Consider the following 13284-nt stretch of genomic DNA (forward strand, 5'->3'; position numbering starts at 1 on the left):
AAACCTCTTTAAATATACTTAATATTCTTATTATATCATATTAGTTATTTATGTAATTAATTTTGTTTAACTACTTATATCGACGCTGGCATTTTGGAGATTGAATCCGATCGGAAGGATAATCCGAAACTGATTTGGAACGAATTACCAGGGCGTGATACCCCTGTGAAAGCTATAAACCAGTTGTACGCTCGGTTTTGCGAGATTTTTCCTAAGCTAGAAAAGTATCGTCACACAGAGCAAAGTCTAGAGGGTGAACGAACAAAAGGGGAGGCTTACTACCTTGGCATTGTCAGGACTGATGTCGATAAGAGTCGAAATTCATCCTCACCATCCTCACCGCTTGATTCTGCGGGGTTTTCATCCTCACTACCATCCTCACCCAAAAAAAGCGGTGAGGATGGCAGTGAGGCAAGAATCCTTGCACAGAGGACGGGTGAGGACGGTGAGGACGTTTTCTCATCTTTTAGTCAGGTTTGTAATTTACTCTCTCAACTTACCGACAGCGAGCGCGAGAAACTGGTAAAAATACTCACTCAATCTCCGCAAGCTCAGCCCCCATTAAAACCAGAGTCAGAGCCGGCATTGGCATCAGTGCCTGAAGTTATCAACTCAGAGGACGCAGAAAAAATGCGAGACATTGCACTAACCTGGTGGCCAGAGTACCGTTCTGAACATTTACAAGCCCTGCTTACTCAAATGTTCGGATGGAATACTCCGGGACGGAAATACAGCACTGCTACTATCGCTGACTGGTTGGAGGGAGAAGACGAGTTAGTCCGCGATCGAATTACTGAACTCATCCATCTCCAAGGAAAAATTTAGCCACTGCCTGACAACTGACGGCTCAATCCCATCCCCCTTAATTGGGGGATTTTCATGTCTACAAGTTTTGTAGACAAAATGTTGACAGTGTGGACAGATATCAGTTATTGTAGACAAATACTGTATACAGGTGTCTACAATGAGTCAAAGTCAAGTCGTATCATTCAGGGCTTCCGGTCACTTCCTGAACTGGATAGAAGCTCAGAAGCTAGACGGTGAGTCGGTCAGTCAAGCTGCACAACGTATTCTCAAGGAAGTCTCAGGCACGTCTACAGCGCTGTCTACTTTGTCTACACCTATAGTGTCTACATCGTCTACAGATTTGTCTACACGAAGCGATGATAGCGTCGTGTCTACAGAAATTGTAGACACTGTAGACAAGGTTGTAGCCGATCGCCTTGACCCGGTGATGGAACGGATGGCCGCCATTGAGGAACGGCTGGGAAAATTGAGTGCCTGAGTGACGGCAACGATGAATCACTCAGGCAGGAATTGAAAGCGGCCAAGAAGCAGCTTGCAGAATGGGATAAGGAACTGAATGAGTTACACGAGCGCAACGGCGATTTGGGACTGAAGGTGCAGATGTTGGAGCAAGAGCTCAAGGAAGCGCGGCGCGATCGGGAGGAAATTAAAAATTTGGCTCCGACCGTCGCAGAATTTCCAGAACCGGCCGACTTGCTCAACCAATTAAAAGCCAGACGCAAAAAATCCGGGGCGAACTTGGCAGATATGGAGGTGGTTTTGGAAATCCTCAGTACCTAAATTAGCGAAGGATGAGCGGAAAGCGTAAGTTTTAATGGAGTAAACAACCTGAAACTATTGATGTACAAGGCGTTAAGAGTAGTGCGGATAAAAGGACTTGAACCTTCACTCCTCTCGGAACCAGAACCTAAATCTGGCGCGTCTGCCAATTCCGCCATATCCGCATTTTGACATTTAAATACTATAGCACACAACAGAGTGATCGGTCAACCGATTTTAGATTTTAGATTTTAGATTTTAGATTGAAGAAAGCGACCCACTGATAAATCCGCAGGCTGATGACCACATTGCTCGATCGCCCAACATCGAGAAACCCGGTCATTTTGGGACACCGGGTTCAATCATGAGTTATCGCCACAGCAATTTTCCGTATTTTTCAATTGTCACTTACTTTTGGCCCAGCGCCTTCCAGGTTGTGTCGTCCACCATGCCGCTAGCGGTCAAACCCTTATTCTCCTGAAAGCTCTTGACAGCCGTAGCAGTGCGAGCGCCAAAAATGCCGTCGATCGGGCCCGGATCGTAACCCTGTATTTCCAAACGCACCTGTAGCGTCTTCACCTTGGAACCGACAGCGCCTTTATTCAGAAGAGTTGGAGGATTGCCGGGAACAGCAGCATTGCTCAGAATTGGAGCATTGCTCTGCACAGTTTCAGGAGCCGACGCTGGATCTGCTGCTAAAGCTGTCCAAGTTTCTTTATCCACAATGCCATCTGCCCTCAAACCCTTAGACTGCTGAAAAGCACGAACCGCCGATGTAGTGCGAGAGCCATAGGTACCGTCGATCGTCCCCACCTTGAAACTGTGCACCTGCAAGCGCTGCTGTATGGCTGCAACTTCTGGCCCGTCAGCACCCGCCGAGATAGTTTTTTCCTTTTTCACTGGCGCCTGGTCGCCCGCGTAAAAAGGCTTGTTAAACATATCTGCTTGGGACTTTCCCTCGGGCGATGCTGACGCACCCGGATCGGCGGGAGCCGTAAAGTCTCGGCGGTACTCTTCCTGCACCAAGGGTTCGGCGTCAAAAGCAGCAGTTGCCTTTCGGGTTAAGCCGGGAGCGAGCAGAGAAATCAAGCTGAAAATCGTAACAGTAGTCACACGCATAAATTTCATCCTGTTGGTAAGGTTTGACAAGGTTTCCCTGTTTTCTAGTTTCTAAATCTAATTGTATTACCCGGACAGCTTTCTGAGACATATAGCATAAGCAAGAAGGAAGAAAGACTTTCGACTTCGCGATCGGGTAACAAGAAGTCCGAGGGAAGGGGTAATAGACCGCATTGGTTTAGGCCATTAAGAAACTTCTAAGCGTCTGGCGCGGTTGCTATATCCGCCCCGGTCTCTAGAATTTCGGCAATCGGGACACCAGCACTCAGAAGTTGCGAGTTGGAAGTTACCTGTTAGAAGTAGGGGCCGGTTCGCACTATTCCTAATAAACCCGGTTGATTCCGAGATGTTTCGTTACCAAAGCCCATATTTTCGTATAACCGCGTTTCTTAGCCTCAGTCCTCTTGTACAAAACCTGCCGTCATTCACAAATCTTTACAGGCGTCTTTTGTACAAAGTTGATCCATCAGAGGCGAAGTTTTTTCCTTCAATCCCCCCGTAATATCAATTTCGGTTGTATCTGAGATGTTGCACCATTCTCAATTACTTGTTTAGGAACAGGCAAGATGCCTGTTCCACAAGAGATGAATTTTCTTGTGGAACAGGCATCTTGCCTGTTAAGCGAGAATGGTGCAACATCTCAGTTGTATCGGAATTATTAAACCCCCTCTTGACCCAGAGGATACAGAGAAAGGGAAGAGAGAAATGAATAATTCCGATACCAACGGATTTGATAGAAAAAGCCAAACTCGCGGCTTATCGATTTGCGTGTTCTGCCAATAAAGCCTTGGCTCTTGGCTTGTAAATCAGATAAAACAGCGATTCTATGTAACGGAGCATATCTTCGCGGTTTTCCTTGGACGAGTAGTTCCAGAAACCGTAAGTCCGAGCCAGCGTCAGCAGCTTGGTAGTGTGAATTTTCCAGGTATACGTGCTGTAAACTCGGTCAATTCCTCGCGTTGAAATTTCATACCAATAGTTGGGATTGTGTTCGCATTTCGCTAAAAAATCGATAATTTTTTGGGCGGTATCCTCGTGGTTTGTCGGGTTGATATAAAACCCATTTACGCCATCTTGAATAATTTCCAGCGGGCCGCCAAACTGCGTCCCGAAAGTGGGAATACCCGTAATCATTGCTTCGAGAATTGTCAAGCCGAAAGCTTCAAATAATGCTGGCTGAACAAATATACCTTGGGCGTCGGCGATTACCCGGTAGATTTCGCCCGACAGGCTTTTGGAAAGCCTCACTCCCAGCCAGCGAATTTTACCGTGAAGGTTGTATTGGTCGATAATGGCGTAGAGCTTTTTAATTTCTTCTGCTTCTTCGTAGTCGTCGGTTTCTTCGACCCGCAACTTGCCAGCTACTAGAATTAAGTTGCATTTTTCTTGTAATTCCTGGCTTTTTCCGAACAATTCTGCTAAGCCTGTCAGGTTTTTAATGCGATCGAGCCGCGCCATCGAAAATAAAGGGCGCTTTTGCGGATCGTCGAGTTTGCCAAAGACTTGTTCCGGGTCTTCTAGAGTAAATAGTAGTTCGTTGAGTCGATCGCGATCGCCTTGCACCCGGTCTTCTATCCGCGTGTAGGGAAAGTAGACACTTTCGTTGACTCCCGGCGGTACTACGTTGAATTTAGGGCTGAACAGTTCAATCCCGTTCACAACGTGGTACAAATCCGGCATGGTAAAACAATGGTAAGATTCGTACTGACCGACACTATCGGGTTGGCCCACAATCTCTTGATAGGTGCTGCTGACAATACAATTAGCTGCATTCATGGCAATTATATCAGCAGTAAATTGCATCGAAAAATGGTATTTTTCCTCTAATTCTTGCCAGTAGAGATTGCTGAACAAATATTTAGATTTTTCCAGCGCATGGGCAATATTGCACTGAGTAGTTTTGAGTTTGCGAGACAGCAAAAACGCTACCAAGTTGCCGTCGGAATAGTTGCCGACAATTAAATCTGGTTTTCCCTGAAACTCAGCCAGCAGTTCTTTTTCTGAATCGATCGCGTAAGTTTCCAAGTAAGGCCAAATCTCGAATCTCGAAATCCAATTTTGAGTCATTTTAGGATTGAAATCCCGGAAGGGAACCCGCAAAATCCAAGCATTTTCTGTGGCGTGAACTTTTTCCAAACGTTCGTTGCAGCGCGTACCGTCGCTGTTAGGAATTAACCGGGTGAGAATAATTACTTTAGGTTTGACGCCTAAACTATCGAGACCGGCAAGATGGATGTCTTCTTGCAGTTGTTTCTCTAAACTTTTGGCTTGATCGAGGACATAAACTACCTGACCTCCCGTATCCGGTCGCCCCAAAACTCCTTCTTGGCCGAACCAGCCGTGAGGAGAAACTAGGACGATTTTGAAAATCATCGGGATGCGAGAAATAAATGCTTCTAGGGTTTGCGGATCGGGGGAATCAATTAATTCGTCAAGAATTCCTAGGGTTTCTTGCACGCGGGCGGCGGTATTTCCCCAACCTGCCTCGAAACCCATCAATTGCAGCACCAGTCGAAATCTCTCGTAGGGTTCTTCTTCAGAAAGATCGCTGACAAATGTGAGGGCTTTTTTGACTTGTTCGGAAAGTTGTTCTTGGGATTTTATGCGATCGTTAATTAGTAATTGTAGGCCGTTGTAGCGGTGAAGACCCAAGAAATTAAATAGATTTTCCTGCCACTGTCTGGGGTCTTGAAACAGTTTGCTGGACAGGTATCGGTTGAGGAATTGCACTCCTTTGCCGATGTTTTTGGGGTCGCGAATTGTGGGGGAATAATCGTAAAAAGGGCCGAAATCTAGTTCGAGAATGTCGCCTTCTTGGGGGTGAAAGTGGTTGACGTAGCGATCGCGCACGTCGAGCGATTCTTGCACTGTCATCTGCTCAACAGTCAAGTCGTCTGCAACTCGCACTATTTCCATACTAGCAATTTTTGGTCGCAGCAGGACGCAAAGGCTGCCATCTTCGAGAATAATTTCCTGAACGTAGTAAATCAGTTTGCTTAAAAGAGAAGATTGATGGAACTGTTCGGGCTTTTCGTATTTGGTGCAGTAAGCGGCAAAAGCGTTAACTATGTCGTTTCGCAGTAAATATTTGTTTCCCAAAGCGCGTAAATCGCTGACAAACTGACGCAAGTCGGTTTTTTCGTCGCTGGCGATAACAGCCTGAAAGAGTTCAGACATACATACTCCCTTATTTAAGACTTTTGATTTCCGCTGTGAAATTAGGCGATACTCAAACAGTATCGCCCTTTTTTTTAAGCGGCTACTTTTTTTGTAATTTTAAAGTCTGCAAAGTGAAGTTGCTATCCCTCAAATGACATAAAACTCCCCGTATTTGTGGCGAATGTAACGGATAAAGGGATCGATAGTTAAAGGTGAACCTGTAACCCGATCGATCAATTCGACAGCGGTGTATTTACGGCCGTGCTGGTAGATGTTTTGTTTTAGCCAGTTGTGGAGTACGCTAAAATTGCCTTGTTCTATTTCTACGGGAATTTCAGGATTGATTTTTACTGCTGTTTCGTAGAATTGGGCGCTCATCAAGTTGCCGAGGGTGTAACCTTGGAACATTCCGCCGATCGTACCAACATACCAGTGAACATCTTGCATCGCGCCTTCGCTGTCGCTGGGGGGGACAACGCCGAGGTCGGTTTTATAGCGTTCGTTCCAGGCTTCGGGGAGGTCTCGCACTGCTAGTTTTCCCTCTACCATTGCCAATTCTAGGTCAAAGCGGATGGCGACGTGGAGGTTGTAGGTTACTTCGTCGGCATCGGTGCGGATGAGCGATCGCGAGACTTTGTTAATTGCCCGGTAAAATGCGTCAGTGGATACGTGTCCCAACTGTCGCAAAAATACGCCTTGGAGTTGCGGGTAGAAACATTCCCAAAAACCGCGGCTGCGCCCGACCATATTTTCCCAAAGTCGCGATTGACTTTCGTGGACGCCGGAGGAAATGCCACCTGCCAGAAGGGTACCTTCAAATTCCGGGGAATTTCCGAGTTCATAGAGGGCGTGTCCGGCTTCGTGGATGCTGCTGAACAAAGCTTGATCCAAGTGGTCTTCATAGACGCGGGTGGTAATTCGCACGTCGTCTATGGAGAAGTTGGTCATGAACGGGTGCAGGGTGGTGTCTTGCCGTCCCCGTTGGAAGTCGAACCCCATGCGTTCTACAACTTTGCGAGTGAATTCTAGTTGTTGCAATTCGGGGAAGTCTTGGTGCAAGCAGGAGTCGTCGGCGGGAGGTTGGGAGGTGATGGCTTCGACTATCGGCACTAATTCTTGACGCAGTTGGGCGAAAAGCGGGCGCAGCAGGGATACTTTCATGCCGTAGTCGCTACGATCGATCAAAGGATCGGCGATGTGTTCGTAGCCGGGGAAAAAGTCGGCGTATTGCCTGCTTAATTCTAGGGTTTTTTCGAGATACGGCTCGACGGCTGCGAAGTTGTTGGCTGCCCTGGCCGCGGCCCAAGCTTCGTAGCAGTCGGCTTGGTGGCGGCAGAGTGCGGACATGAAGGTTGCCGGGAGTCGGGCGGCGCGATCGTAGTCTCTGCGGGCTATGCGGATCAGGCTGGCTGCGGTGGAGTCGTAGGGGAGGGTTTGTTCGTAGAAACGCAAGTCTTCTAGGAGTTCACCTATTTTTGGATCTGTAAATTTTTCGTGGGATATTTGTTTGAGAGTAGCCAACTGGCGGCCTCTGGCACTTCCACCTTTGGGGGGCATATAAGTTGATTGATCCCAATGCAGCAGCGACGAGGCTGATTCGATGTCGTTAACTTCTCTGAGGTGGGCTGCCAGTTGAGCGAATTTTGCTTGAGTTTTATCTAGGGTTTGCATGATTGGGGTTTATGGTGCTGTTTTACCTACAAAGGTTGCAGTGCGGCATCCGTCTCCATCAATCATAGCTACCCTGAAATCAAGCTAAAAACCGCACTTCTTCCCGTATTGTACGCAATTTAGAGTCATTTTTGCACAATTCCCGGTATTTATGCGGATTGAGTTCGATCGCCTTGGATAAGTTTTCGATCGCCAGCCGGATGCTGGTGGCAACAAGTTCCTGGCTGTTTGTGAGCTCGCCTGCTTGTTTTTCCAGGGCGTAAATGCAAGCTTTTTGATAGTAGAGATTGGGATCGTCGGGTTTGAGTGCGATGATTTTATCGTAGGAGGCGATCGCTTCGGTAAAGCGTTGAATTTTTTTGAGGGCGACGGCGCGGTTGTACCAGGCTTCGGTGTTGTCTGGCTGCAACTCTAGGGTTTTATCCCAAGAGGCTATTGCTTCTTCAAAGCGTTGTAAGTTGGCGAAGGCTAAGCCGCGGTTGTAAAAGGTTTCGCTGTCGTTTGGCTTGAGTGCGAGGGCTTTGTCCCAGGATGCGATCGCTGATTCAAATTGTCCCATTTGTGCGATCGCCGTGCCGCGTTTGTTCCAGGCTTCGGCGGAATTCGGCCGCAGTTGCAGGGTTTTGTCGTAGGAGGCGACGGCTTCCGGGTAGAGTTTTTCATCGGCTAGGGCTAAGCCGCGGTTGTACCAGGCTTGAGGCAAGTTTGGTTTAAGTTCGATCGCTTTATCGTAAGAAGTTATCGCGGCTGTATTTTGGTCTGATTTTCTCAGGGCAAATGCTTTGTTGTACCAAGCTTCGCAGTAGTCTGGTTTGATGGCTATAGCTTTCTCGTAGGAGGCTATCGCTTCTGATAATTTTTCTAAGCTGACGAGGGTGTTGCCGCGGTTCGTCCAAGCTTCGGGGTAGCTGGGGTTGAGTGCGATCGCCTTTTCGTAGGATGCGATCGCTTCTGAGAGTCTGTTGAGCTTCCGCAAAACGTTGGCACGATTATACCACGCTTCGGGATTGTTTGGTTTGATTTGTATGGATTTGTTGTAGGCTGCGATCGCTTCTTCTAGCTGCCCCAATTTTTTGAGGGCTACGCCTTGGTTGTACCACGCTTCATAAAATTTTGGTTCAAGTTCGATCGCTTCTTCCCAAGATTCGATCGCAGCTTGGAATCGTCCCATTGCTTCTAGGGCGTTGCCGCGATCGTACAATGTTTGAGCCTTTTGGGTGTTGACTGCTATGGATTTTTCCCCTGAGTCGATCGGCTTTTCTATGCTGGCTAATTTTTGCAAGGGGTTTCACCTCATTATTTTTTGTCTAATTGATTCTTTTCTTTTTTATATGCGATCTTTTTCGCTCTTGAGTGCTTTCGATCGCGACTATTTGGTTATTTATGGCAATTTTACAGGAATTTGGGGACTTTTTCAATTTTTTTCAATATAATCCTACATCGGGGATTTGTAGGTATAGATTAATACTATTTTTTTTATATTACTGCGTAGAAAAGAGGAAAGGGCGATCGGGCTGACAGGATTACGTTAAAAGCACAAATAAGCGCGATCGCCACCAACCATATTTTTCAAACAAACCGGGCTTCTGAGCATTTATTCGCGGTTAAATGCTATCGGGATCGATGTTCAATTCGCGCAGTTTAGCTGCTAAACGTTCTGCCCTTTGGTCTGCTTGTTCGGCTCTTTGATCTGCTTGTTGTAGGCGCTGACGATCTAATAACCTCTCTTCTTCTAATTCCGCATAGGAAAGAAACTTTTCTCCATTAGGTCGATAAATTTCTAACCCATCTTCTCCCAACTCAAATCGCACACCTAATCTCGGACTAATCCATCCCTCCATCGGCTCAATAACTTCTAAATTTCCCTCAATTCTTTGCCAACCTTCCAGTTCATTTATTTGTGGATCGTAAAGGTAATACTCCTCAACCCCATGACGCTGGTAAAATGAAAGTTTTTTATTCATTTTAGTGTTGCTGTCGTTATGGGAGCGAATCTCAAAAACGACTTGAGGGCCAATATTATCCTCTCGATATTGTATGTAGGAAAGGCGATCGCCCTTTGGCCTCCCAAATATCACCATCGTATCAGGTGCTTGAGAAATTTCCGGTTTCCCTTCAACGGGATACCACAGTAAATCGGCGGCGACAAAAACGTTTGGGTCATCTTTAAACAGCGATTCGCAACCTTCTTTGATTTTGACAATTAATTCATATTGAATTGTGCTTTCTGCCATTGGTTGACCGTCGCTGGAAGGATAAATAATTTCTGCGGTTGTGACTTGCATAGTAGTTGTCTCCGAGAAGTATCTTAAGTTTAATTATACTATTTATTCAGATGACCCGGCGGTTGAAACCGCGTCTACACAAACCAAGTCCGCGCAACGCGAGACTAAGAAATAGTGTGTATTTGTGATGCTGTAGGGGCGGGTTCGCCAACAATTTCTGCCAATAACTAACAACCTCATAAACCCGCCCCCACCCAACGATAAGTCCCTATCCTTGAATTAAGGCTTGAAACCGAGTATGCGATCGAATGCTGTCAATATCCAAGTAATTTTTGCGAGCAATGGGTATTTTTCAGGCTTCAATTTGACAGCTTGCAGAAAGTTTTGAATAGATAAGTTAACTTTACCTTCCAGGGCATAGCAGTAACCTTTCTTATAAAATGCGTCGGAATAATCTGGTTTGAATTCTAAGGCTTTGTCCAAGGAGGCTATCGCTTCTTTCAACCTGCCTAAATTACCCAGTGCAATGCCCCGATTGTTCCAGGCGTCGGAGTAATCTGGTTTGAATTCTAAGGCTTTGTCGTAAGAGGCGAGCGCTTCTTCCAACCTGCCTAAATCATCTAGTGCACTGGCCCGATTGTTCCAGGCTTCGTGTTTATCTGGTTTGAATTCTAAGGCTTTGTCGTAGGAGGCGAGCGCTTCTTCCAACCTGCCTAAATTACGCAGTACCAGGCCCCGATTGTCCCAGGCTTCGTGTTTATCTGGTTTGAATTCTAAGGCTTTGTCGTAGGAGGCTATCGCTTCTTCCAACCTGCCTAATTTATACAGTGCATTGCCCCGATTGTTCCAGGCTTCGTGTTTATCTGGTTTGAATTCTAAGGCTTTGTCGTAGGAGGCTATCGTTTCTTCCAAGAAGCCTAAATTACGCTGTACAACGCCCCGATTGTACCAGGCTTCGTGGTAATCTGTTTTGAATTCTAAGGCTTTGTCGTAGGAGGCGATCGCTTCTTCTAACCTGCCTAAATTATACAGTGCATTGCCCCTATTGTACAAGGCTTCGTGGTCATCTGGTTTGAATTCTAAGGCTTTGTCGAAGGAGGCACTCGCTTCTTCCAACCTGCCTAAATTACGCAGTACAAGGCCCCGATTGTACCAGGTATCGTGTTTATCTGGTTTGAATTCTAAGGCTTTGTCGTAGGATGTGAGCGCTTCTTCCAACCTGCCTAATTTATACAGTGCATTGCCCCGATTGTACCAGGCGTGAAAAAAATCTGGTTTGAATTCTAAGGCTTTGTCGTAGGAGGCGATAGCTTCTTCCAACCTGCCTAATTTATACAGTGCATAGCCCCGATTGTAGCAGGCATCGTGTTTACCTGGTTTGAATTCTAAGGCTTTGTCATAAGAGGCGAGGGCCTTTGCATATTGTTCCTCTGATAAATACAATAAAGCTTGTTCCAAAAACAATTCAGCTTTTTGTTCTGATGTTTGCCGCTCTTCATCAATTAAAGTTTGAAGTTTCACCAATTCCCGTTTTCTTTCTTCGGGACTTAGGGACAAATAATCTTCTTTTTTTCCTCTTTCTGAACAAGCTAGTATTGATTCCAGTTGCAGCAGTTCTTTATCCATTGACAACTTAAATAAACTCGATCGCCAATCAAAGAAATCCGGCGCCCGCTGAATAAAATAATCAATAGCAAACTTAGGCAACAGAAAAACAAAACAGATTTTAAAATTATCTCGAAATCGTTCTCGCTGCTGGTTTAAATTAATTAAAACAGGCGGCACTCCCCGCCAACTGTAAGAGTAAATATCCTTACTTTCCCAGCCGAGATCCTTTTTCTCTTGTTCGTATTCATAAAGTGAATATTCTAAACCTTGGACGAATAGGACATTGATGCGATCGCGATTTGGCAACTCTTCAATTAGATTGTAAAAATCATAAACCGATTCCTTCAGCCGCAAAACCTCAATCTTTTGCTGCGAAATATCTGTTTTAACTCTAGCAATCCAGCGTTCTCCCTCCGCCGGGGAACACTCCACAAATAACAAGCTAAAGCCTTTTGTCCGCTTGATAGCGCGTATCAGATCTCGATATTCTTCCTCCGGTTCTGCGGGCGGTAAATCTTCGTCCCAATCAATTGATTCTGGTTTCATGGCTGAAGTAGTGCGACTGCTTCCTTAAATTCCGGAATGCCTTTAATTAGCGGGTGAACATCATACCAAGACTGCATTTCTTCTTCTTCATCCAAGTATCTGTATTCCAAAATACAGCGACTAAATAGCAAATTGCGGTGCTGTTCGTCATTCAGTATCCGACGAGAAAGAGATACTTTTGCTAAAATAGACCATTCATTTTGTCCGGCAGTTTTGCGGTAAACATCCCGCAGGTTCGTAATTGCCCTTTTCGCTGCTTTCGCAGTAATGGGCAAATTATCCGTCTTCTTGATAGCTTCTTGCATCATCAACATCAAATTCCTGACATGACCTCCACTCATCAAACACAGCCCTTCTAGAGTTTCTGCGGTGTCAAAAAAATCGGTTTCTAAAGATAAATGCGGATCAACTTGTTTTACTCGCTTCTCAATCAACTCTTTCATTTTAGCAAGTCCCGGCGGGTGAACTTCACCGCTGGGTCTGCGTACCATAATCATCGGTAGCACTTGGGGAGGATTGCTATAATTATTGCTTAAATCGGCAGCGCGGTTAGAATGCACCATCGAAATCGGTACGGTGTAAACTACGTGACATTTTAAAGCTTTGAGTTGTTCGCTGCGGTCTAAGAAAATTTCATCGAGATTGCTACGTCCCCCTGGGTCTTTGGAAAACGGCACAATCCGATCTAAATTATCGGCTATCACAACCACTTGTGAATATTTGCTGGGCAATTTATTTTTAGCATTCAGAATAAACTCATTCAACGCATCAATCAGGGTTAATGTGTAGGGATTAACTTTTTCTCGAATTTTTTGGCGCAAACTCGGTTCGTTTCTCACATTCGCCGTCAGCTTGGCAAACTGAGAAATTTGCATCTCTAAGCTCAATGTTTCAAAAGATACTTCTGACAGGGCTAAATCTTTTAAATCGTTCCAGCGGCTTTCCATCCAATCGCGCAAAGGTTTTGGGTCAGCATCTTTAATTGCTTCTAAAAAGTGCCTGGTGCAAGCGAGCAAAATATCTGTATATTCTGTATCTTCGGGATTGATATCTTGTTCGTCAGCAGCAAAATAAACGACGAAATAACCTTGTTTTTTTAGATGATCCTCTAGGCGCAGCAATTCGGTTGACTTTCCCGCCCCCCGATGTCCGGCGTATAACTGATAAGTCATCTGTTTGGAACGCTGAATGTTGCGGCCCAAGTCTAGAGTAATATTGTCATCTCCTCGCACTTCTTGACAGTCAACATATTGCGGGTCGCCTGCTGGTAATGGATAAAATGGGTTAAAGGCATCGGTGAGGTCTGTTAGTAGTTGTTCTGTATTTTGAGTCATAAATTTTTTTTAGTATTTTTGGTTTTTTATAGGCTCAACCGCAGATTTAAGGCAGA

Annotated in this window: 10 protein-coding genes and 1 tRNA gene; 3 read left to right on the forward strand and 8 right to left on the reverse strand. The window is 45.7% G+C overall.

The genetic code is table 11. From position 1 onward, the window contains the following. Positions 1-165 precede the first annotated feature (165 nt). From QUB11_RS25935 to QUB11_RS25945, 3 genes are all read left to right on the forward strand, one after another. Complete coding sequence (locus QUB11_RS25935; RefSeq protein WP_333202504.1) at positions 166-825, forward strand: hypothetical protein; 660 nt, start codon at positions 166-168, stop codon at positions 823-825. A gap of 139 nt (positions 826-964) precedes the next feature. After that, positions 965-1285 (forward strand): hypothetical protein, encoded by a 321-nt coding sequence (locus tag QUB11_RS25940; protein WP_333202502.1) that lies wholly within the window; start codon positions 965-967, stop codon positions 1283-1285. A 32-nt stretch (positions 1286-1317) separates the two neighbouring features. After that, positions 1318-1587, forward strand: coding sequence for a flagellar alpha dynein (locus QUB11_RS25945; RefSeq protein ID WP_333202500.1), 270 nt, complete (start codon positions 1318-1320; stop codon positions 1585-1587). 82 nt (positions 1588-1669) lie between these two features. On the opposite strand, the gene QUB11_RS25950 is transcribed toward QUB11_RS25945, so the two are convergent. The 8 genes from QUB11_RS25950 to QUB11_RS25985 all read right to left on the reverse strand — a co-directional run bounded on the left by QUB11_RS25950 (position 1670) and on the right by QUB11_RS25985 (position 13228). Continuing rightward, positions 1670-1751, reverse strand: a tRNA-Leu gene (locus QUB11_RS25950). Between the two features lie 223 nt (positions 1752-1974). Beyond that, entirely contained in the window at positions 1975-2685 is a 711-nt protein-coding gene (locus QUB11_RS25955; protein ID WP_333202498.1) for a peptidoglycan-binding protein, read from the reverse strand. 756 nt (positions 2686-3441) lie between these two features. Then, a complete protein-coding gene (locus tag QUB11_RS25960; protein ID WP_333202496.1) occupies positions 3442-5862 on the reverse strand; it encodes a sucrose synthase in 2421 nt (806 codons plus the stop codon). 129 nt (positions 5863-5991) lie between these two features. After that, positions 5992-7515 (reverse strand): carboxypeptidase M32, encoded by a 1524-nt coding sequence (locus QUB11_RS25965; RefSeq protein WP_333202494.1) that lies wholly within the window; start codon positions 7513-7515, stop codon positions 5992-5994. 79 nt (positions 7516-7594) lie between these two features. Then, positions 7595-8797, reverse strand: a complete 1203-nt coding sequence (locus QUB11_RS25970) for a tetratricopeptide repeat protein (protein WP_333202492.1) — start codon at positions 8795-8797, stop codon at positions 7595-7597. A gap of 322 nt (positions 8798-9119) precedes the next feature. After that, on the reverse strand, positions 9120-9800 hold the full coding sequence (locus QUB11_RS25975) for a Uma2 family endonuclease (protein ID WP_333202490.1): 681 nt from the start codon (positions 9798-9800) through the stop codon (positions 9120-9122). 219 nt (positions 9801-10019) lie between these two features. After that, positions 10020-11894 carry a tetratricopeptide repeat protein gene (locus tag QUB11_RS25980; protein ID WP_333202489.1) on the reverse strand — a complete coding sequence of 625 codons (1875 nt, stop codon included), beginning with the start codon at positions 11892-11894 and terminating at the stop codon, positions 10020-10022. Next, positions 11891-13228 (reverse strand): ATP-binding protein, encoded by a 1338-nt coding sequence (locus tag QUB11_RS25985; RefSeq protein WP_333202487.1) that lies wholly within the window; start codon positions 13226-13228, stop codon positions 11891-11893. The genes QUB11_RS25980 and QUB11_RS25985 overlap by 4 nt, the downstream gene beginning before the upstream one ends. Positions 13229-13284: the final 56 nt, after the last annotated feature.

The sequence above is a fragment of the Microcoleus sp. B6-A1 genome, from assembly GCF_036705085.1.
Taxonomy (GTDB): Bacteria; Cyanobacteriota; Cyanobacteriia; order Cyanobacteriales; family Microcoleaceae; genus Microcoleus.